This window comes from Acinetobacter sp. YH12068_T, from assembly GCF_024606005.1.
Classification (GTDB): Bacteria; Pseudomonadota; Gammaproteobacteria; order Pseudomonadales; family Moraxellaceae; genus Acinetobacter; species Acinetobacter amyesii.
The window spans coordinates 1,548,580-1,570,557 of sequence record NZ_CP094555.1 but is presented as its reverse complement, the minus strand read 5'-3'; the positions used below and the strand labels follow the sequence as shown (position 1 = coordinate 1,570,557).

Annotated in this window: 20 protein-coding genes and 1 pseudogene; 11 read left to right on the top strand and 10 right to left on the bottom strand. The window is 40.4% G+C overall.

Annotated features, from left to right (window positions below; all coding sequences use genetic code 11):
* Positions 1 to 20 precede the first annotated feature (20 nt).
* Positions 21 to 800, top strand: a complete 780-nt coding sequence (pcaD, locus tag MST18_RS07615) for a 3-oxoadipate enol-lactonase (protein ID WP_180133376.1) — start codon at positions 21 to 23, stop codon at positions 798 to 800.
* Positions 801 to 1,278: 478 nt separating this feature from the next.
* On the opposite strand, the gene MST18_RS07610 is transcribed toward pcaD, so the two are convergent.
* From MST18_RS07610 to MST18_RS07600, 3 genes are all read right to left on the bottom strand, one after another.
* Positions 1,279 to 2,517: a CaiB/BaiF CoA-transferase family protein gene (locus MST18_RS07610; protein WP_180023661.1), complete on the bottom strand. Its 1,239-nt coding sequence runs from the start codon at positions 2,515 to 2,517 to the stop codon at positions 1,279 to 1,281.
* Between the two features lie 51 nt (positions 2,518 to 2,568).
* Positions 2,569 to 3,996, bottom strand: coding sequence for an MFS transporter (locus tag MST18_RS07605; RefSeq protein WP_078193770.1), 1,428 nt, complete (start codon positions 3,994 to 3,996; stop codon positions 2,569 to 2,571).
* 209 nt (positions 3,997 to 4,205) lie between these two features.
* Entirely contained in the window at positions 4,206 to 5,426 is a 1,221-nt protein-coding gene (locus tag MST18_RS07600; RefSeq protein WP_180133377.1) for an acyl-CoA dehydrogenase, read from the bottom strand.
* Between the two features lie 246 nt (positions 5,427 to 5,672).
* Between MST18_RS07600 and MST18_RS07595 the strand changes: the two genes are divergently transcribed.
* The 7 genes from MST18_RS07595 to MST18_RS07565 all read left to right on the top strand — a co-directional run bounded on the left by MST18_RS07595 (position 5,673) and on the right by MST18_RS07565 (position 11,740).
* The gene (locus tag MST18_RS07595; protein ID WP_180023659.1) at positions 5,673 to 6,608 is read left to right on the top strand and encodes a LysR substrate-binding domain-containing protein; all 936 of its coding nucleotides are present in this window, start codon (positions 5,673 to 5,675) and stop codon (positions 6,606 to 6,608) included.
* A 103-nt stretch (positions 6,609 to 6,711) separates the two neighbouring features.
* A complete protein-coding gene (locus MST18_RS07590; protein WP_180133378.1) occupies positions 6,712 to 7,413 on the top strand; it encodes an NAD-dependent deacylase in 702 nt (233 codons plus the stop codon).
* 188 nt (positions 7,414 to 7,601) lie between these two features.
* The gene (locus tag MST18_RS07585; RefSeq protein ID WP_180133379.1) at positions 7,602 to 8,546 is read left to right on the top strand and encodes an ABC transporter permease; all 945 of its coding nucleotides are present in this window, start codon (positions 7,602 to 7,604) and stop codon (positions 8,544 to 8,546) included.
* Positions 8,546 to 9,427, top strand: coding sequence for an ABC transporter ATP-binding protein (locus tag MST18_RS07580; RefSeq protein ID WP_180079140.1), 882 nt, complete (start codon positions 8,546 to 8,548; stop codon positions 9,425 to 9,427). Before MST18_RS07585 ends, MST18_RS07580 begins: the two co-directional genes overlap by 1 nt.
* Before the next feature lie 81 nt (positions 9,428 to 9,508).
* Entirely contained in the window at positions 9,509 to 10,525 is a 1,017-nt protein-coding gene (locus tag MST18_RS07575; RefSeq protein WP_180133380.1) for an isopenicillin N synthase family oxygenase, read from the top strand.
* Complete coding sequence (locus MST18_RS07570) at positions 10,522 to 11,403, top strand: hypothetical protein (protein ID WP_180133381.1); 882 nt, start codon at positions 10,522 to 10,524, stop codon at positions 11,401 to 11,403. Before MST18_RS07575 ends, MST18_RS07570 begins: the two co-directional genes overlap by 4 nt.
* A gap of 7 nt (positions 11,404 to 11,410) precedes the next feature.
* Positions 11,411 to 11,740, top strand: a complete 330-nt coding sequence (locus MST18_RS07565; RefSeq protein WP_180115613.1) for a multidrug efflux SMR transporter — start codon at positions 11,411 to 11,413, stop codon at positions 11,738 to 11,740.
* Positions 11,741 to 11,880: 140 nt separating this feature from the next.
* Here the strand turns inward: MST18_RS07565 and MST18_RS07560 are convergent, their stop codons facing one another.
* From MST18_RS07560 to MST18_RS07545, 4 genes are all read right to left on the bottom strand, one after another.
* Positions 11,881 to 12,681: a sulfite exporter TauE/SafE family protein gene (locus MST18_RS07560; RefSeq protein WP_180133382.1), complete on the bottom strand. Its 801-nt coding sequence runs from the start codon at positions 12,679 to 12,681 to the stop codon at positions 11,881 to 11,883.
* A 44-nt stretch (positions 12,682 to 12,725) separates the two neighbouring features.
* A complete protein-coding gene (locus tag MST18_RS07555; RefSeq protein WP_180133383.1) occupies positions 12,726 to 13,220 on the bottom strand; it encodes a flavin reductase in 495 nt (164 codons plus the stop codon).
* Positions 13,221 to 13,324: 104 nt separating this feature from the next.
* A complete protein-coding gene (locus MST18_RS07550) occupies positions 13,325 to 14,353 on the bottom strand; it encodes a methionine synthase (RefSeq protein WP_180079145.1) in 1,029 nt (342 codons plus the stop codon).
* Positions 14,354 to 14,431: 78 nt separating this feature from the next.
* Positions 14,432 to 15,421: a putative oxygenase MesX gene (locus MST18_RS07545; protein ID WP_180133384.1), complete on the bottom strand. Its 990-nt coding sequence runs from the start codon at positions 15,419 to 15,421 to the stop codon at positions 14,432 to 14,434.
* Positions 15,422 to 16,044: 623 nt separating this feature from the next.
* Between MST18_RS07545 and MST18_RS07540 the strand changes: the two are divergent.
* Positions 16,045 to 16,397, top strand: a pseudogene (locus MST18_RS07540) (epoxyqueuosine reductase QueH); the annotation flags it as partial.
* Positions 16,398 to 16,589: 192 nt separating this feature from the next.
* Here the strand turns inward: MST18_RS07540 and MST18_RS07535 are convergent.
* From MST18_RS07535 to MST18_RS07525, 3 genes are read right to left on the bottom strand one after another with little or no spacing between them, the layout of a single operon-like run.
* Complete coding sequence (locus MST18_RS07535) at positions 16,590 to 17,612, bottom strand: ABC transporter substrate-binding protein (RefSeq protein ID WP_180133385.1); 1,023 nt, start codon at positions 17,610 to 17,612, stop codon at positions 16,590 to 16,592.
* Entirely contained in the window at positions 17,609 to 17,806 is a 198-nt protein-coding gene (locus MST18_RS07530; RefSeq protein WP_180133386.1) for a hypothetical protein, read from the bottom strand. Before MST18_RS07530 ends, MST18_RS07535 begins: the two co-directional genes overlap by 4 nt.
* A 1-nt stretch (position 17,807) precedes the next feature.
* Positions 17,808 to 18,257 carry a CopG family ribbon-helix-helix protein gene (locus tag MST18_RS07525; protein WP_180133387.1) on the bottom strand — a complete coding sequence of 150 codons (450 nt, stop codon included), beginning with the start codon at positions 18,255 to 18,257 and terminating at the stop codon, positions 17,808 to 17,810.
* A gap of 448 nt (positions 18,258 to 18,705) precedes the next feature.
* Here MST18_RS07525 and MST18_RS07520 point away from each other — a divergent pair, with 448 nt between their 5' ends.
* Both MST18_RS07520 and MST18_RS07515 read left to right on the top strand, forming a co-directional pair.
* Positions 18,706 to 19,788 carry a putative zinc-binding metallopeptidase gene (locus MST18_RS07520; RefSeq protein ID WP_180133388.1) on the top strand — a complete coding sequence of 361 codons (1,083 nt, stop codon included), beginning with the start codon at positions 18,706 to 18,708 and terminating at the stop codon, positions 19,786 to 19,788.
* A 188-nt stretch (positions 19,789 to 19,976) separates the two neighbouring features.
* Positions 19,977 to 21,941 (top strand): alpha/beta fold hydrolase, encoded by a 1,965-nt coding sequence (locus MST18_RS07515; RefSeq protein WP_180133389.1) that lies wholly within the window; start codon positions 19,977 to 19,979, stop codon positions 21,939 to 21,941.
* Positions 21,942 to 21,978 lie beyond the last annotated feature (37 nt).

The following is a 21,978-nucleotide window of genomic DNA, read 5'->3' as shown; positions in this document are numbered from 1 at the left end:
TAAAATTAAGGATTCAAAATATGCCTACATTTATATCCAATGATGCAACGATTAATTACGCAACTTTTGGTGATACCAACAAACCTGCGATTGTCTTTTCTAATTCTTTAGGCACAAAGTTCAGCATGTGGCAGCCTCAGATAGAGTCGCTGCAGCAGGATTATTTTGTCATTTGTTATGATACACGTGGTCATGGTGCATCTTCTGCCCCTCAAGGGCCTTATAGCCTTGATCAATTGGGTACAGATGTCATCCATTTATTGGATCATTTAAATATTCAACAGGCCACATTTTGTGGAATATCGATGGGTGGTTTAACAGGTCAATGGCTTGCAATACATCATCCTGAACGCTTTAACCATGTCATTGTATGCAATACCGCTGCAAAAATTGGGCAAGAATCAGCTTGGAATGAACGTGCACAGTTAGTCCGTCAACAAGGTCTGAAACCAATTGCAGAAACGGCAGCATCACGATGGTTTACAGAACCCTTTATCCAAAGTAACACGGCAACTGTACAATCTTTGAGTAACGACCTCGGAGCTGGCAGCCCAGAAGGTTATGCAAGTTGTTGTGAAGCTTTGGCTAAAGCGGATTTACGCAATGAAATCTCGTCTATTCACGTACCTGTATTAATTATTGCAGGTCAACAAGACCCCGTAACTACAGTTGCAGATGGTCAATTTATGCAAGAACACATTGCAAATAGCCAATTATTTGAAATTAATGCATCGCATATTTCAAACATTGAACAGCCAGATGCATTTAATCAGGCTTTGCAGAATTTTATACAGCAATAATAAGCAGCTGAACAAATTCAATGTAATGTTATTAAAATAGAGCCTTACCATTGTGCAGGGCTTTATTTCGTTTGAAGACTTATACTCTCGCCAATGGAGGTGGTATCGAGATCTTTCTGTGCAATTAGTAGACTTGAAAAATAGGCATATAAATGCTTATTGCCTGCAGCATTGCGGAAATTAGTTTGTGGATTCCAGAATTTTAAAGTTATAGCTTAAAGAAAAAATATCAAGGCGCAAAAGTATGGACATCTCTTTCATACGAAAAAATAAAGACCGTATTGCAGGCCCAAGCTTTAATGAATAATTATACTTTATCTAGAAAATTAACATTAAAAGCACTCCGTAAATGAATATTGATATTGAAAAAGACCGAAGTATTGGAGTCCTTCGGTCTAAACTTTTAACTCCACTCATTCCTCATAGGTGTTTAAGACCAGATATTGAAGAATAGTTTGAAGAATAATCCCATGAAATTTTAAGCTGCAGGATGATTGAGTTGATCAATGATACCTTGTGCAGCCAATTCATTTAATTCAGCTTCAGTTTTAAATTGGGACAAAATTTCGATTGTGTGCTGCCCTAACTGCGGCGGTGCATGACGGTATTCTACAGGCGTATCAGATAATTTCATCGGTGATCCAATCACTTTAAAATCATGATTTAAAGCATGTGGAATATTCACCACCATTTGACGATGTTGAATTTGCGGTTCATTTAATGCGTCTTCTACAGAGTTGATTACACCCACAGGCACTTTTACCGCATGAATCGCATCAACCCAAACTTGAGCATCTTGAGTCAGAAAATAGGCACTCAATAATGGAATTAATTCTTCACGGTGCTTCACTCGATCTTGATTACGTAAATAGTTTGGTTGATCTAGCAGTTCTGTATAGCCAATCGCAATACACAAATCTTTAAATTGTTTGTCATTACCACAGGCAATAATAAATTCTTTATCTTTAGCTTTAAAGGTTTGATACGGTACAATATTCGGGTGATTATTTCCCATGCGCTTGGGTGCTTTGCCCGAAGTCAAATAGTTCATACCTTGATTGGCTAGCGCCGCCACCTGTACATCGAGTAATGACATATCGATATATTGACCGCGTCCTGTATGCTGCCGCGCCAACAATGCCGCCTGAATGGCAATCGTTGAGTACAGTCCGGTCTGAATATCGACCACAGCGACCCCCACCTTTTGTGCGCCACCACCGATTACATCATCAGATTCACCAGTAATACTCATCAAACCGGAAATACCTTGAATAATAAAGTCATAGCCTGGTTCTTCCGCACGTGGACCATCCTGACCAAAACCTGTAATTGAGCAATATACGATATTGGGATTTAGTGCACTGAGCGATGCATAATCCAAACCATATTTTGCAAGTGAACCTGCTTTGTAGTTTTCAATCACGACATCTGCCGTCTGGGCAATTTCACGGACTAGGGCTTGCCCTTCTTCACTGGCAATATCAATGGCTACAGAATATTTATTACGGTTCGCACATTGGTAATAGCCTGATTCTCTCGTCGCTTGACCTTGCTGATTTGGCATCCAAGGTGGTCCCCACGTACGGGTATCATCACCCACTTTTGGACGCTCAATTTTGATTACCTCTGCACCTAAATCAGCCAAAATTTGACCGCACCAAGGACCTGCCAAAACACGGCTTAAGTCCAATACACGAATTCCTTTTAATGCACCCATAGTTCACTCCAGATGAGCCATAGTATTGAGCTATGGCACAGGTCTTTTTATTTATTTTACTGTTGCAGTTTTTGCAGATGCTTTTTGTTCTGCATCATCAACATATGTATCTACACTTGCCAGTTTTTCTTTTTCCGCATCTGAAGAAAGTGATGCTTGCTGGGGATCATATTGACGTTCACGAATGAACAAGCCCGGAATAACACCTGCAATAAAGTACGCAGCACCCATTACAATAAAGGCCATGGTGAATGATCCGCCAGCGGCAATCATACCAATGGTTGCTGGTGCTATGGCTGCGCCTAAACGTCCCATATTGTAAGCACCGCCAATAGCCGTACCGCGTACATCCGTCGAGAAGCTTTCTGCCATATAAGTTGCATTTACACCGTATGGAATACCGTATAAGAAACCGAAAGTTACGAGTAAATAGGCGATGTTGGTTGGTGTGTTATAGAAAATGATGATCGGTAAGAATGCTGCCGTAGCTACCGTACCAAACACAAAGGTAATACGACGTCCGAACTTGTCAGCGGCATAGCCTGCTAAAATTTTACCCAGAATCATGGCGGTATATGCGCCTACCATATAGCCTGTCATGGCTTTAAAGTTCATGCTGAGTTCGGTTTCTAGATACGTTGGCATCCAGTTGTTGACACCGTAGTAACCGAATTGTAGAAATGCAGCGGTCGACATCCAAAAGAAGAACATTTTACGATGATTGGTATGCCCAAAAATACGTTTATAAATACTTTCAGAAGGTGCATTTTGATTGACTGCAGCATGTTGCTGTACAGGTTCAAGTTTTAATTCACGGCGTTTTAGCTGCTCAATTTTTGCTTCCTGCCAAGATTTTGGTTCAGGAACAAAACGCATAAAGATCAGGGCAAAAGCAGCAGGAATAATGGTGACATAAAATAGCATGCGCCAGCCGTGATCTGGAATAATGGCACCCGCCAACAGCGTTGCAACGATATACCCCACAGTTTGACCCGTTTGCAAAGTCCCAAGTACTGTTGTGCGGTATTTGGTTGGTACATATTCTGCCATCAGCGTATTACACGCCATATAAAGTGAGCCCAGACCAAATGCGCCAATAAAACGTAAAATTAAAAATTGTTCATAGCTTTGGGTAAAGCCTAAAATACAGGTCATGATTGAGAAAAATACGACCGACCAAGCAATAGTTTTCACACGGCCAAATTTATCGCACGCCCATCCACCCGAAATACCACCCAGCGCCATCCCTGCTAAAGAAGAACTACCGAGCATTCCGGCTTGAAATGTACTTAAACCAAATTCAGCCTTTAAACTGGTCAGGCTGAATGACAGCAACATGATGTCTACACCATCAATCACCAAAGAAATAAAGGCAAAAATAAAAGCCATTTTCCAAGTGTTGCTTGTAATACGATGCATCGTGCCCACGTTAGAAGGCAATTTGAGCGTTCCTGCTCCGTTTTGCATTTCGTTATTCATTTCCTTGTTCCTCATTTTCCCAAATGAGTCATCGGCATTCCTATGTCTGCACATTTGCCTTTTTTATTCTTTTTATTTCATCACTGCTCAGGCTATTGCACAGAGTTACAAGAGTGTTTCACGATGAATCCTTTATTGATTAAGTTTATTTTTGCATAAAAAGTCTCTAAGGCACTCTATGCAGAGCACCTTATCGATATATAATTCAATTAGTTACCAAAAGCCGCGATGCCTGTTTGCGCACGACCTAAGATCAGTGCATGTACATCATGCGTTCCTTCATACGTGTTGACGACTTCGAGATTGACCAGATGGCGGGCAACACCAAACTCATCAGAAATGCCGTTACCACCCATCATGTCACGCGCAACACGGGCAATATCTAAAGCCTTGCCACAGTTGTTACGTTTAATGAGTGATGTGCCTTCTACAGCAGCAATGCCTTCATCTTTCATACGTCCAAATCGAAGCGCAGCTTGTAGACCCAAGGCAATCTCAGTTTGCATATCCGCCAATTTCTTTTGAATCAACTGATTCGCAGCTAAAGGTCGGCCAAACTGTTTACGGTCCATGGTGTATTGGTGTGCTGTATGCCAACAGAACTCAGCTGCGCCCATTGCGCCCCAAGCGATACCATAACGAGCACTATTTAGACAGGTAAATGGACCTTTTAAACCACGTACTTCTGGAAAAGCATTCTCTTCAGGGACAAAGACATTGTCCATCACAATTTCACCGGTAATCGATGCACGTAAGCCAACTTTACCGTGAATTGCAGGAGCAGATAGACCTTCCCAGCCTTTTTCTAAAATAAAACCACGAATGTCACCAACATTACCTTCAGGCGATACTTCTTTCGCCCAAACAACAAACACGTCGGCAATTGGGCTGTTGGTAATCCACATTTTTGCACCCGTGAGACGATAGCCACCTTCGACTTTTTTTGCACGAGTAATCATGCTACCTGGGTCAGAGCCATGATCTGGTTCAGTTAAACCAAAACAGCCAATGTATTCGCCTGTTGCCAGCTTTGGTAGGTATTTCTGTTTTTGCGCTTCAGAGCCAAATTCATTAATGGGCACCATCACCAAAGAACTTTGAACGCTGGCCATTGAACGGTAGCCAGAATCCACATATTCAATTTCACGTGCAACGAGACCATAACTAACATAGTTTAGACCTGCGCCGCCGTATTGCTCTGGAATCGTTGGGCCAAGTAAGCCAAGTTCGCCCATTTCTCGGAAAATAGATGCATCGGTTTTTTCATGGCGGAATTGTTCGAGTACACTTGGCTGTAAACGCTCTTGACAGTATGCATGCGCAGTATCGCGAATCATGCGTTCTTCTTCAGTTAATTGCTGTTCCAAAAGAAACGGATCTTGCCAGTTAAATTGTACTTTTGGTTTTTTTACATTGACCATTTGATTCATAGCATCCTCTGCTTTTTCGGGCTTTCTTTGTTTTATTTGATGCTATGTGTGAAAAGTGATTCATTCAAACGATTAATTTGCATGTAGATATGCGCCTTTCGCATACCTGAGCTTTGTTCACAGCGTGTTAAGCACTTTAGCCACTGATTTAAGCGATGGATTGCTTTATTTATAGACTATAGTGGTATATGAAAATCATTCTTATATGCCATTTTGTGATACCTCTCGATAAAAAGGACTTTATCTATGCGGCGTAATATTCCATCATTGCAAAGCTTAATTTGCTTTGAATCTGCTGCAAAACACGCAAGTTATACGCATGCTTCTCAAGAGTTATTTATTACTCAAAGTGCTGTGTCACGCCAAATTCAACAGCTTGAAGAATATTTAGGTGTAATGCTATTTAGCCGAACACGTCACGGTGTCGATCTCACAGAAGCAGGCAAACAATATGCAAAAAGTATTAAACCCTTTTTGCAAGGCATCGAAAAAAGCACCTCAGATATCATGACGCACAAAGGCTTAGGCGGTACTTTAAAGCTGGGCGTTGTGCCAACGTTTGCCACACGTTGGCTGTTGCCAAAATTAAATAAATTAAATGCACAGCATCCTGAAATTACCGTGCATTTGGAAACCAGTACCAAACCTTTTTTGTTTAATGAAAATGTCTTTGACGCAGCTATTTTTGCAGGAACGCAACAGCAAATTGAGCATTGGCCTGGCATTCAAGCGCATTATTTAATGGATGAAGAAGTGGTTCCCGTTTGTTCCCCCAAATTGATTGAAAACAATTTTCCCCATGCGGAAATGACGGATGATCATAGTTTTAATTTAAGTGATGAAGAATTGCTTCGATTACCCTTATTACAGCAAACAACCCGTCCAAGTATTTGGCAAGAATGGTTTCAAGCCCATCAAATTCAGCATCCCAAGCCTTTCGATGGGCAGAGGCATGAATTATTTTCTATGCTTTCTGTTGCAGCCAGTCATGGCATGGGAATGGCACTGATTCCACAAATGCTGATCGAAGCAGAACTGAGAAAAAAAGAATTGGTGATTGCATCAAATAAAAAACTGCACGGTAGCAGAAAGTATTATTTGGTCCACTCGAGTCAAGACAGTTCACCGCAAATACAAAAATTTGTCGATTGGGTGCTACAAGAATTGCATCAGCTGAGTTGAAGTAGTCGCTATATTTTGAGTACAGTAAATTCGCTGCATTATTCGTTCAATACATGTAACCGTACCTAATTGACGCATCAATTAAAATATAAGGCTATAATCTATGCAAAAAATTGTGGTGTTTTCAGGTGCCGGCATGAGCGCAGAAAGCGGCATCAATACCTTCCGTGACAGTAATGGTCTTTGGGAGCAGCATCGCATTGAAGATGTGGCCACACCTGAAGCTTGGGCACGTGACCCTGCTTTAGTACAGCGTTTTTATAATGAACGCCGTAAACATATTTTAGCCGCAGAGCCAAATACAGCTCATAGATTGATTGCTGAACTCGATGATTTTTTTGATGTACAAGTCATCACACAAAATATTGATGATCTACATGAACGTGCAGGCAGTCACAATGTACTGCATCTGCATGGCAATATTCGTTACGCTAAAAGCTCTGGCCCTCAGGCGCAATATACGCAGGAAATTTTCCCTATTGAAGGTGCAGATTTAAACTTAGAGACCGACAAATGCCCTGAAGGATATCCTTTACGGCCACATGTAGTCTGGTTTGGCGAAGCAGTTCCTGCCTATGAAGATGCCAGTTTAAGTGTACAAACGGCAGATATTTTTATTGTGATTGGCACGAGTCTGGCTGTCTATCCTGTGGCTGGATTGATTCACGAAATCCCTGCCAACTGCCGTGCATTTTATATCGACCCGAAAGCAGATTATCAGCGTGTACCTGAGCAGTATCAATTGATTAAAGCGGGTGCGAGTGAAGGAATGAAAAAACTTTTTTTGCAATTGGTTGCGCCATAAAAACACATTTTGGCATCAGTATCGATCAAAAAAACTAATATTGCCTGCTTCTTTTGCAGGCTTTTTGCTGTTTATAGCCTATCTAACTTTGCATAAGGCCAATAAAACACGGCATACAAGCGTTTGGCATTCAAATTGCTTAATAGTATTACGTTTTATTAAAAAAGTAATATTGGGGCTTGGTCAGTATGGGTTATGTCGCAAGAGAGCTCAGTCCGAGAAGCAAGCTATTGCTCGGCTTCGGATCATTTTTAATTCCTGTGCTTATTTGGTGTGCAGTGAGTTATTTGCCATTTTTATGGCATCCACAGGTGCAAATTACGCAGTCTGGCAGTGTGTCGTATTTGCAAGTCGATAGCCGTGTAGACAAAGCGGTGTTTTATGCCGAAGCGCAATCTGCGGTCAATGCAGGTTTAGCACCACCTCAAGGTAAACTGGTCAATCCAATCTATTTACCTGCACCGCACGAAGTAGCAAAAGCATTAGTTACGGCTTTTATAACTCCACCTGCCCAACCTGATGCCCCATGGTTTCATCAAAGCTTATGGCACAGTATTAAAATTGTGTTCAGCGCTTTTTTTATTGCCTCTCTCATCGGTATTCCGCTGGGTATTCTTTGCGGTTTTTCTCAAAAAATATCTCAACTGACCGAACCCTTTGTTGAGTTTTTCCGCTACTTGCCCGCTCCTGCTTTTGGTGCCTTGGCCGTTGCGATTTTAGGCATTAATGATGCACCTAAAATCGCCATTATTGTGATTGGTACGCTATTTCAACAAATTCTAATTATTGCCAATACCACACGGATGGTTGACCGTGGCCTGATCGAAGCTGGTTTTACGCTGGGCTCCAATAAATTGAAAAGCTTATTTCATGTGGTGATTCCAGCGGCACTTCCTGACATTTACCGCGACTTGCGTGTATTGCTCGGCTGGGCTTGGACTTATCTGATCGTATCTGAACTAGTCGGCACAACCTCTGGGATTACGTGGTTTATTACTCAACAAGCGCGTTACCAAAACTTTGACAATGTTTATGCCGCGATCCTCATCATTGGGGTGATTGGTTTGGTATGCGATGTGGTGCTAATGAAACTCGGTCAACGTCTATTTAAATGGAAAGCAGGAGCAAAATAATGAACAGCACAGAATTTAATGCCAGCACTTATTTCGATGCAATTTATGCACGCCCTGTCATTTTAGAAGCAAAAAAACTTACACAAAGTTTTAAGTACGGCAAAACTGAACGCACTATTTTAAATCAGTTGGATTTAAAGATTCATAAACGTGAATTTATCTGCGTGATTGGCCCATCGGGTTGCGGTAAATCGACCTTTAGCCGAATTGTGGCTGGGCTTGATCCTTACAGTAGCGGTGAATTGCTGGTCGATGGCCAAGCGATTGAAGGCCCAAGCCCCGAGCGTGGCATGGTGTTTCAAGGCTACACGCTTTTTCCATGGAAAACAGTCAAAGAAAATGTGATGTTCGGCCCTTTAATGAAAGGTGCCAGCAATGCTTCGGCTGAATCCAGCGCCCGCGAATGGATTGATATTATTGGTCTAGAAAAATACCAAGATCAGTACCCGCATGAGCTTTCTGGTGGTATGAAACAGCGTGTTGCGATTGCCCGAGCATTGGTCAATGAACCCAAAATTTTATTGATGGATGAGCCATTTGGCGCGCTTGACCCGCATACCCGCGAAAAAATGCAAAAACATTTAATGGATCTTTGGCAAAACATTGATATCACGATTATTTTTGTGACACATGATATGGATGAAGCGATTTTATTGGCGGATCGTATTGTGGCGCTCAAAGCCAATCCTGGTGAAATTAAAGAAATTATTGAGGTCGATTTACCCCGTCCTCGTAATCCTGAACTCATGCTGAGTCCTGAATTTAAACAACTGCGCGAACGGGTAGATTTCTTGGTACATGCACAGGAAGACGAGCTCGACCCAGCGATGGAAAACCTACCAAAAATTCCGCGTATGACCCAAGTCAGTACGCAAAAATAACTGGATTAATCCCTCTTCATCTTTAGGACGGCCTAAATGATGTACTACAGCGTTGGACGGCCAACTTTACAGGAATTGAAGATGAATGAATCTTATGTTTTGCCGCTTGTTGATATTTCAAAAATGCAAAGCACGGAATTGTCAGAACGCTTAGAAGTAGCCTCTGCGTGGGATCAAGCCTGTAAAGATGTTGGTTTTCTATATTTAAAAGGTGATCAGTTCAATTTTGATTTTGCGACATCACTGATTCAGGTGGCAAAGCGTTATTTTCAACAAGATACCGCCAGTAAAATGCAACACTATATTGGACTGTCGAAAAATCATAGTGGCTATGTGCCAATTGGTGAAGAACAATTTGCAGGCAACAGCTACGACTTAAAAGAAGCCTATGACATTAATTATGATTACCACGGCGAAACGACGGCATTTCCCTTGCTGGGCCCTACGTTATGGCCAGATGATGCCACATTTAAAAGTACGGTCAGTGATTATTACCACCATTTACGCAGTATCAGCGAAGAAATTTTTCAGGCCTTTGCTTTAGCATTGAATGTAGATGAGCATTTTTTTGATTGCAAAATTACCCATCCGACCAGCCAGCTGCGTCTAATCCATTATCCCTATAACCCTGAAGTGAAAGATGCCGAAGGTATTGGCGCGCATACAGATTATGAGTGCTTTACACTGCTCTTACCGACTGCACCAGGTTTGCAGGTACTCAATAAACAAGGTGAATGGATGGATATTCCATTGATTGAAAATACCTTGGTGATGAATATTGGCGACATGATGGAAATTTTGTCGAATGGCAAATATTTGGCCACCAAACACCGTGTTAAAAAAGTCTCTGAAGAACGCTACTCCTTCCCTCTGTTCTGCGCCTGCAATTACGACACGATCATTGAGCCAGTACATTCAACTGAAGCACCTAAATATCAGCCCTTAATTGGGGGTGAACACTTATTTAACCAAACCGCGCAAACCTTTAATTATCTTAAAAAACGTATCGCTTCAGGAGAGCTGAGTCTAAGGAATGCTGTGCCTTTGTCCTCATTTGGTATGGATGAAAATACAGAAGTACAAGGAGCAAACGCATGAATTTATTTCAGGCTTTAGCACAGCTTCCAGCAAGCCAAGAGGTTTCAGGCCCTATTCCAGACTATTTGTATGGTGCTTTTCGCCGTAAAAGCATTAGTTTTTCGAATGGATTAACGGATGAAAAAACCATTGTGTATTGGTTTCAGTCACGTAGTTTTACCATCGATCTACGTTTAAAAAGCCGTGAAGATACGCCAGTGAATGAGCGTCAAGGATGGATTGGAAATACTCTTTGGAATGCTGAACAGCAATTATTGTCTTGGGGTGTTAAAGCACACTCGAATTATCAAAATCATGTGCAATGGCCAGAACCTGCAAAACTGCACGCGATTGGCAACTGTATTTTAGAATTCTCTCCAAGCAATGTGTATGTCGAAGACTGGCGTCAACAAGTGCATGAAGGGCTATTTTTAGGTCTGCGGTTGAAGTCAGCCCTCGATGTAGAAAGTCATCAACTATTGCCGATGGATGGTGGTTTAATTATTTGTGATAAGTATGTGGCCTTTGCACTGAGCCGTTTACCTACAGATCAGCAAACAATTGCCAGCATAGACATACCATCTGCACCTGCTGGGTATGAAGCGCTGATTGAAAGCTTTGAAGTATCCATCGCTATAGATGGTCTGCATAAATACTATACAACGACCTCATCTCAACAAGATCAACCACTTAACTTTGATCATTTCAAAGTTATTGATGAAACACATTTAATGCAAAACGTCATTATTAATTGTCAAGCAATACAGCTGATGTTCGAGGTGGATATTTATGTTCCACATTATGCATTTCAGCATCGCACTGATACCACGACAGAAAGTACAGATTGGTTGCAAAATGAAAAACAGCACCTCTTGTACCATGCCGTAGAATGTCTATAGGAAATCAATGTCGTTTATATATTTGCTCATCGCAATCATTGCTGAAGTGATTGCCACGTCCGCCTTAAAAGCCAGCAATGGCTTTACTGAACTAGTACCGATTATTTTTACCGTATTGGGCTATGCCATTGCGCTCTTCTTTTTAGGTTTGACCTTTAAATCGATTCCTATGGGATTGGCCTACGCCATGTGGTCCGCTGCAGGCATTGTGCTTATTTCATGCGTGGGCTGGATTGTGTTTAAACAAAATTTAGACCTGCCTGCCATAATTGGTTTGGCCTTTATTTTATTGGGCATTGTGATTATTAATGTTTTTTCTAAAAGCACAGAGCTTTGAAATGTCAGTTTTAAAATGAAGTTTTTAAATAATATCTCTGAAATTTTAAAGACTTAAATTGCTATAGATAAAAATGCTCTAGCTTGCTGTTGCACACTAGAGCATACGTTTCGAATGAATTAACTGTGATCAGTCGGCTTCTATAAAATGCCTTTCACTAGAAAAAAGCATCCAACAATACATAACAGCACAGCAAAACATTTTTTCAGTACTGCTGGTGAAAGCGCATGCGCAGTTTTCGCGCCATATTTAGCCGTAAAGAAACTCATCACACTAATGCCCAAAAAGGCATAGATATGAATAAAGCCAATGGTATTTGGAATTTCAACTTGCTGTTGCATACCAAAAAACATAAAGCCTAATGCACCAGCAATGGCAATGGGTAAACCGCAAGCCGCAGACGTCCCGACCGCTTTTTGCATCACCACGCCATTTGCCGTTAAATACGGTACCGTAATACTGCCGCCGCCAATGCCGAAGATGGCCGATGCCACACCAATGCCCGAACCTGCTGCAATTTGTTTAGCTGTAGATGGTAGTGTTTTATTTGGATCGACTGGCTTTTGTGCACCCATAAACATGGTATAAGCCACCCAAAGTAAAAACACACCGACAATCATTTGCAGATGTAAACCTGACAGCCAGCCTGCAATCCCAGCACCAGCAAAACAGCCAATCGCCATTGGCGGAGCTAAATTTTTAAATACAGGCCAAATCACAGCACCATTTTTATTGTGCGCCATCAAGGAGCTGATCGATGTCACAACAATCGTAGCCAAAGATGTGCCGAGCGCCAAATGCATAATCACATCGGGACTATAGCCCATTTGGCTAAAAACAATATAGAGCAAAGGCACAATGATAGTACCGCCGCCAACGCCAAACAGCCCTGCAGCAAAACCAGCAAATGCGCCAATAATTAAGAAAGTAATGAGTTCCACGAAATAGATACTTTTAAAGAGATGTATTGAAGAAGTTGACTGGTTTAAGCCAACTCCACTTGACCCACAGCATGATAAGCACGGTTGAAATAAACTAAACTTTCTTCCTGCTGACTTTGCTTGATTGCAACCACACGGCACATAAACACATTGTGCGTACCCACTTCTTGAATCTGTTCAATCTGACAGTCAAAACTGACCAAAGCATCTTTTAATATTGGTGAACCTGTTTCTAATACAGTCCAAGAACCCAATTTAAAACGCTCTTCCGAATTGAATTTGCTTGAAGCAAATGCATTGGAAATGTGTTCATGCTGTGCGCCCAAAACATTGACAGACAGAACTTTATTTTCAAGAAAATGCGCATGAGAACGAGATGATTGATTCATACAAACCAGCAAAGTTGGCGGTGTATCTGTCACACTGCATACGGCTGATGCTGTAAATCCATGCATGCCTGCTTCACCCTCAGTCGTAATCACGTTGACTGCAGTCGTCAATAAAGACATTGCATTTCTAAAATCAGTTGCTTCAATCATCTCTTCAATCTCAATGGTCTATATGGCTTATCTCTTTCTCAGGTTTGGGCAATAGCAAATTTAATTTCCTTATTGCCCTTACATGAAACCGAGTCAGCTCGAATTTATGCAGTCAATTCTTGGCGAATAATGGCAGCGCCTGCGCTTAGCGCATTTAGTTTGCCTTGCGCCACTTGGCGAGGTAAAGGCGCCATACCGCAGTTTGTTGAAGGATATAGCTTGTCGGCATCTACAAATTGCAATGCTTTGCGTAATGTATTGGCTACTTCTTCTGCTGTTTCTACTCGATTGGTTGCAACATCAATTGCGCCAACCATGACTTTTTTGCCGCGGATGAGTTCAATCAAATCCATAGGTACACGAGAGTTTTGGCATTCAAGCGAGATAATATCCAGCTTCGATTGTTGCAATTTCGGGAATGATTCTTCGTATTGGCGCCATTCATTACCTAAAGTTTGTTTCCAATCGGTATTGGCTTTAATGCCATAACCATAACAAATATGTACAGCAGTTTCGCATTTTAAACCTTCAAGCGCGCGCTCTAAGGTCGCAATACCCCAGTCATTGACTTCATCAAAAAACACGTTAAACGCAGGCTCATCAAATTGAATAATGTCCACGCCTGCCGCTTCAAGCTCTAGCGCTTCTTGATTGAGGATTTTAGCAAATTCCCAAGCTAATTTTTCACGGCTTTTGTAGTGACCATCATACAAAGTATCAATCATCGTCATTGGGCCAGGCAAAGCCCATTTGATCGGCTGATTGGTTTGGCTGCGTAAGAATTTTGCATCATCAACAAACACTGCTTTCTTACGCGATACTTCGCCCACCACAGACGGTACACTTGCATCGTAACGATTACGAATACGCATCGTTTCACGCTTTTCGAAATCTACACCTTCAAGATGTTCAATAAATGTGGTTACAAAATGCTGACGGGTTTGTTCACCATCACTGACAATATCAATGCCTGCATGGATTTGTTCATGCAAAGATAATTTCAACGCATCACGTTTTGCATCTAATAATTCTTCGCCTTCAAGCTTCCATGCTGACCACAGTTTTTCAGGTTCAGCCAGCCAAGATGGTTTAGGTAAGCTGCCAGCAGTTGAAGTTGGGAGTAAAATGGCCATATTCGATCTTCTATCTCTATTTTCTTTAAAACGGGTGGTTTAACTCACCCGTGTTTCATCTATTTGCGTGATTTAAAATTAAGCTGCGGCTGCATTTTCAATACTAAAATTAGCCGCCCACTCATTCAGAATGTCTTTATATGGCTGGATAAAGTTCTCTTCTGTCCATTTGCCCTGTTTAACCGCCAACTGACCACGTTCAACACGGTCATAAACAATACGGGTTAATGAATAATCACCGAAGCTTAAGCTTGGTTGATACACTAAACCTGCTGTCGCATTGGTATTGTAAATTTCAGGACGGTAGATTTTTTGGAAGCTTTCCATGGTGCTGATCGCGCTGATCAGTTCGAAATCTGTATAGTCGCTGAGCAAGTTATTTGCCGAATAGAATGCCAATGGCGCAGTCGCATTTTCAGGTTTAAAGTAACGAACGCTTAAGCCCATTTTTGCAAAATAATCATCTGTACGGGAGTGATCATCATTGGTGTATTCCACACCTAAGATCGGATGCACATTTGCAGTACGGTAATAGGTTTTTGTCGTTGAAACACTTAAACAGATGACAGGCTGTTTTTTAAATTCAGCTTTGAATACATCTGAATTGATCAAATGTTGATATAGCTTGCCATGTAAATCACCAAAATCTTCAGGTTTTTCATTGAACTTACAGCCGAGTGCTGGTAATACCACGCTGAAGTCATAGTCACGTACATACGATGAAAAACTGTTGCCGATCATGCCTTCAATGCGTTCATTGGTTTTATGGTCGATGATGGTGCTCTTTAAAGTTTCAATAAATGGGAAAGTTTGACCATTGCCTTCCACATCGAGTTCAGCCGAAATGATGTCAATTTCAAGTGAATAACGATCTGCATTTGGGTTGTCACAAGTAGCTAAACTATTGAAACGGTTATTAATCATTGCCAAAGTACGGCGCAGATTCTCTTCACGGTGTTCACCACGTGCCAAATTGGCAAAGTTCGTTGTTAGACGCGTATTGTCAGCTGGTTTATAGTTTTCATCAAAGCGGATACGTTTGATTGAACATGCAAATTTATGACTCATTGAGATTCACTACCCTAAAATTAAAAATAATCAAAATTTCTGTATGGAGTAATTTATACGTGAAACTTAAGATGAATAAAAATGATTTAACCTCAACTCAAAGTGAGATAAATTCATGCTTAAGATTTAAATACAATGAATTTTCTTCAACTATGCATCATTCAACTGGCGATAAAAAAACTGCCACTCAGGTAGTATTTAAATTTTATTTAATATAAATAAAGGCTTAAAAAAAATTCAATGAATAATTTTTCATTCAAACACACATCTGAAATGCGTCGAATCGTACAGATTGGCTCAATATCTCCACTCTCAAAATTCAGCGATTTATTCATTCGGGTGAATTTTTCTAACTTTAAAATGAAAAAAGATCAAATCACTAATTGTTTTAATATTGAATCTGTAACACTAATATACTTTTGCCCTGAGCTATAAAGTTCTTAAACCTTGCCATAAATAGATAAACCAAATATGAAATAAGCATATATTCATGTCGTTTCAGCTTTTTAGTCAATATACTGAATATGACTCAACTTATACTTAGAAAAAATCAGCATATTCGAGCTTTGGTATGTTAAGGAATCACTAAAATATTCGGTTTATACTTATACATTCTTAAAATCATGTCTAATAAATTAGAACGTCAGACACTGACTCTCCCAGTAGGTCATGACAAGCTTTTACTCCACTCTTGCTGTGCACCCTGCTCTGGCGAAGTCATGGAAACTTTAATTGAATCAGGTATCGATTTTTCAATTTTCTTTTACAATCCCAATATTCATCCAGTAAAAGAATATGAAATCCGTAAAGAGGAAAATATCCGCTTTGCAGAGAAACATAACATTCCGTTTATTGACTCTGACTATGACACAGACAATTGGTTTGCTCGCGCTAAAGCTATGAAAATGAGCCTGAAAAAGGCATTCGTTGCACGATGTGTTTTGATATGCGCTTCGAGCGTACTGCACTTTATGCGGCAGAACATGGTTGTAGCTTAATTAGTAGCTCACTGGGAATTTCACGCTGGAAAAATAAGAAGTAGATTAATGACTGTGGTCATCGCTCCGCTTCATATTATGAAGGCATAAGTTATTGGGACATTAAATTGATGTTGTTCAGCCCTGAAGCATTCATACTTTTCAGGGCTTATTTTTATTTACGTTTCAACTTATTTTAGTTCTTCAACCAAAGCTGGATAGATTGATCCATCGACATCCATTTCAGTTTTATAAATGCCATTAGCAACATTAAATTTATTTACGTGGTAGCTAGAACCATAAATCGAGTCAAAACCAATTCCTTTTTTAAAGACTTGTTTGTTGGCAGCTAAATCCAGTAAATGTGTGCCTCCAATAAACTGTTCATACTGTGCAGGATCAACGCCAACGCGATTTGACATGATTTTCACTGCATCGGCATGTGTTGCAGGGTCGTTGATGTATTTAACAGTTTTATCCCAAACCTGAATGATTTTTTTCCATTCTTCTTTGTTAGCAGATAAATGCGCCATGTTGACGGTTAATGTGTCATAAATCAGACCGGGTTTATCTTTCGATGTATAAATAATTTTAGAGCCAGCAACTGCTTTCAGCGCTTGATTTGCAACCGGTTGCCACACGGCAATCGCTGCAATATCAGGACTTGCAAATACTTGTGGCAGTTCATTAGTCATGGTGTTGACCAACTTTACTTCAGAGGCTTGAATTTTTGCATCATCCAACGCCGTCGCCAAAAGCAAATGATCAACCAAGCCTTTTTCTGTTGCGACACTTTTTCCTTTTAAATCAGTTAAGCTATTGATGCCATCTTTAGCAATGATGACATCATTACCCGCAGAATAGTCCGTCGCCATAATCATGACGCCTTTTGTGCCGCCAGAACCTGTGACTAAGTTGTCACCATTGGTGACCAAAACGGCATCCAACTGATTTGCAGCAAATGCAGATAGTGAAGCTGAATAATCAAACCATTTAAAGTCTACATTGACACCGGCTTCTTTCAACCAGCCTTTTTCAATAGCAACCTGCCATGCGACAAAACCAGGCCAGTCGCTATAGCCGATCGTGATGGCTTTTGTATTGACTGTGCCTTCTGCCTGAGCATTTGGTTCTGGAGTTTTTGCTGTATTGTCACAACCAACTAGTAAGATAGCAGTCAAAACGGATGCAGATAAGCAGGATTTTTTGATCATAGTGCGATTTCCCCGATGGCATTACAGTTAAATTTGGTATTGGTGTTCAAAAACGATGGTGTATTCGGATTACTGACAGATTGAGCATTACGCTTTGCACGATTTGGTCTATGGTTGGCTGCATTAGCATGTGCTTGCTTTTGGTTTGTGATTTGATCTTTAAACTGATCTTGTGATCGATATAATTGGCCCATTTTAAACTCCTAAATCCTTTGCATTTTGCGGAATTGGCGGCATTACAGCGTCCATCAACTCCAAATGTCCTTTAATCACACCTTTAAGTGCTGAAAAATGCTGACTGATAACTTTGAGCTCTGAACTGACGCCTTGCAGAATCATGACTTCTAAAATTTTGTGGTCATCGAGTTGAATATGCAGCGAACTCACCACTTGTTCTAAAAACTGCTGCTGTAAATCTAAAAGCTGAATACGTAGCGCCGTACTACTTGCGTCATAAAGTAAGGTAAACGTGCCGACCATCACTTCATTGCGCAGCTCCTGATCGGCAATCAGATGCTTATTGATCATGTCGACAATGGCCTGAGAACGGCTTTCATAATGCTGATCGACAATTTTTTGGTCCAATGAATCGACTGTTTGTTCAGGCACGGTAATACTGATACGCGCCAGCTTTTGTTTAGGCACTGTTTTTCCTTATTTTTTTTGCTGAATATAGAAACCCGCACGGGCGCTCAGTAGCTCAATAAAAAATTGCTTTAATTGATGCAGAAATGTTGCAGATTGATGGCGGTTCATATGCATCTCCTGTTTGAGTAATACAAAATATTTATTTCGTAATATCGATAGAAATGCAGAAACTGTGCCAAGTGAGGAATATGAAAAATGATCGATTATTTTGTTCTTTTAACTTTCTTTTAAATTTTACTGTTCATGATTTGTGCAATAAATGCACTCATCGAGACCCCTTTGCACTATTGCTGCGATGTATTATTTGATGAAAGACTATTTCTAAAGGTCGTTGTTCTTAAACAAGAGCATTGACCGGCATGTAACAAACTTGAAGTTCAATTTATTTCATCAACATTGAACATCATTTATACTGATTAATCTTACTATTAATCACTCAACGCCTATGAAGTATTTCAGCTGCGCGGTCTGTTCTAACCAAATCTTTTTTGCCAATTCACACTGTGTCAATTGTCAGACTGCGTTGGGTTATATTGCCTCTGAAAAGCAAATGGGCTGTTTTGAAAAGCACAGCAGTACGTTATGGCTTGCGTTAAATCCTGAAATAAAGGGAAAACGCTTTAAACCTTGTCATAATTATCAACATCATCAGGTTTGCAACTGGATGGTACCTGCCGACAGTGAGGAAATTTATTGTGAATCTTGCTTGCTCACGCATACCATTCCCAACTTAGATAATCCAGACCATATTGTGTACTGGGCGCGTTTGGAACATGCCAAACGGCGTTTTTTGTATTTAATGCAGCAACTGAATACCATGCCGCGCCCTAAACGCAGTCAAGATGACCGTTTTGGCCTGCGTTTCGACTTTCTCATGCCCACGGAAGATGCGCCGGTGATGACCGGTCATGCAAATGGCATTATTACCTTAAATGCCAGTGAAGCAGATGTGATTTACCGCGAAACAACGCGTATAAAAATGGGGGAAAACTACCGTACACTTCTAGGTCATTTTAGACATGAAAGCGGTCATTATTATTTTGATTTGATTAAACATTTACACCCTGAACTGATTGAGGAATTTCGAGAACTGTTTGGTGATGAACGACAAGATTATAGTGAAGCTTTGAAACGGCATTATAATGATGGTGCGCCGCAAAATTGGGCGGATTACTATGTCAGTTCATATGCCAGTACGCATCCTTGGGAAGATTGGGCGGAAACATGGGCGCATTATTTGCATATGATGGACACCCTAGAAACAGCCTACTATGCAGGATTAGTGGTCAAAACCAATAAGTCGGATTTGAATAATTTAGAACTGAAAGAAAACCCGATTGGCGCTCAGGATTTTGACCTATTGCTGCAACATTGGATGACCTTGACCTTTAATTTAAATGCGTTGAACCGAAGCATGGGCTTAGATGATGCATATCCGTTTACGCTGTCGAATCCAGTATTGGATAAATTGCGGTTTATTCACCATAAATTGCTCAACATGACCTTAAAAAATCAGCAGCACAATTAGATTAAATTTAACACGTGACATTGTTTGAATCTTAAATCAATTTTTCGGTATCACAGCATTCGTACATTAGCTTAATCTTAAAAGAAATTTACATATTACTTCTAAGATTAGGTGCTGTAACACCTGCCCTATTTTTACTATTTTATAAAGGTTAAAATAACAAAAAATAGATGCCTGTGACCTTTCCCATGATGCCTTTCACGCATTTACCCGCTCGTTTTATGTGTATCATCAGCCTGAGTTTGCTCAGCGGATGCCAATTGGTAAAATTACAAGAAAATCAACTCAGTGCGTCACTAAATAATAAAACAGATAGCATATTAACCCATCAGAAGCTCAGTACATTTAGCCATCAAATCCTGTTAATGGTGAATGAAAGCGACCAATCTTGTTTAAGTGCGCTTGAAAGCTGTATTCACAAAATGCTTAACAATGAAACTTTAGATATTGCCCAAGTCTATGCAGCAGCAAGTGAACTGTACATGGCACGTGCTTTAAGCGCCGATCAAAATCCACAATGCAAAAAAAGCTTAAAACAAAACAGCGGAAAACTCGCATCAAGCAAAATAAAAATGTGTATGGATCAACAGCTTGCAGACTTGGATTTCAGTCTGCGCTACAGCTATGTCTATCTATTTAAATCCGCTCAAGCCCCTGAAGAACGCTTATTTGATTTGCGTCAGGGACAAGTCCGTACCTTTTATAATGTGGCTTTATCACGTTTAATTACCTCATCATTCAGTCGTTTTGACTATCAGCAAATGCCTGAAAGTTTAATGTTGGGTTCTTCGCTTTATCATTTTAATTATGAGCATTATCCAGAAATCAAAAATGCGGACATTGATAAATTACTGTCGAGCTATAATTTTAATTTTTCAGGCTTAAAAACCATTAACCGTCAGGAAGGAATTGGTTCTGAATTTGTCTTAGTCAAAAAAGCCACGGATCTGTCTGCTGCGCAGCCTTTTGTACTAGACCCTGAACAATATTATTCAAATAAACCCAACCCTAATATCCATACAGCACGCTATTTATCTGTCAGTGCGATAGCAGAGCCTGCCAAGACCAATAGAAGCATTAGTGAAATTTTGTCGCCGCAATCAAACTTTAAGGTTGAATTATTTAATCCCTATCAATTTAAAAAGGCTAAAATTGAATCTCAGTCCTATACGCTAACGGCCAATTATTCTGTGCCTTATGGACTTTGGTTAGCCGAAAATAAATTAGGACAATCTGGCTATTGGACACTTCTGAATAAGGAAGAACATTTGCGCATGCCACATGTGTTTATGTTAGAGCCTTATCAACTCAATAAAAAGATTATTGTCATGGTTCACGGATTAGCCAGCAGTCCTGAAACGTGGATCGGCCTGACCAATAACATCATGGGTGATCAAAAACTACGTGATCATTACCAAGTTTGGCAAGTGTTTTACTCAACCAATATGCCAATATTTGAGAGTCGTTTTCAAATCAATGCTTTACTCAAACAGGCATTTGCAACTGTTCAGCCCAATACGCCATCGGCTCAGGATGCTGTCATTATCGGGCATAGTATGGGTGGCATCATTAGTCGTTTATTGGTTAGTGATGCAGATATTTCCGCTCAAGCTATTCCACTCATGAACTATGAACAAAATACACAGTTACAACGTCATCCAATTATCCGCGATCGTTTTGTCTTTAAAGCCTTGAAGCCAGTTAGTCGTGCAATTTTCATTGCCGCACCGCATCATGGTACTGACTATGCAGACCGCTGGTTTACCAATTTGGCGAAAAAAATCGTGGTATTGCCTTTAAGTTTTTTAAATGATGTCAATGTTGAAATCGCGAATGCAAAAAATTCAACTATGGGCCTGATTAAGTCTGGACCTGCAGATTTAAGTCTACAATCACGTTTTATGCTGCTGACTACAGACATCATGCCAAATAAAGATATTCCTTATTATTCTATTATGGGGAATCAGACGCAAAGTACTGAACCGAGCAAAATGTCGGATGGCATTGTTCCCTATACAAGTTCTCATTTAGATGGCACGGTGTCTGAAAAGATATTCAATGGTGGACATTCCATCCATGAATCTCCAGATGCCATTTTAGAGTTGCGACGCATTTTGAGAGAGCATTTGGACAATGAAGCGTTGAATCAATAACGATAAAATTGCTTTATGTATTTATAAATTATCTTTT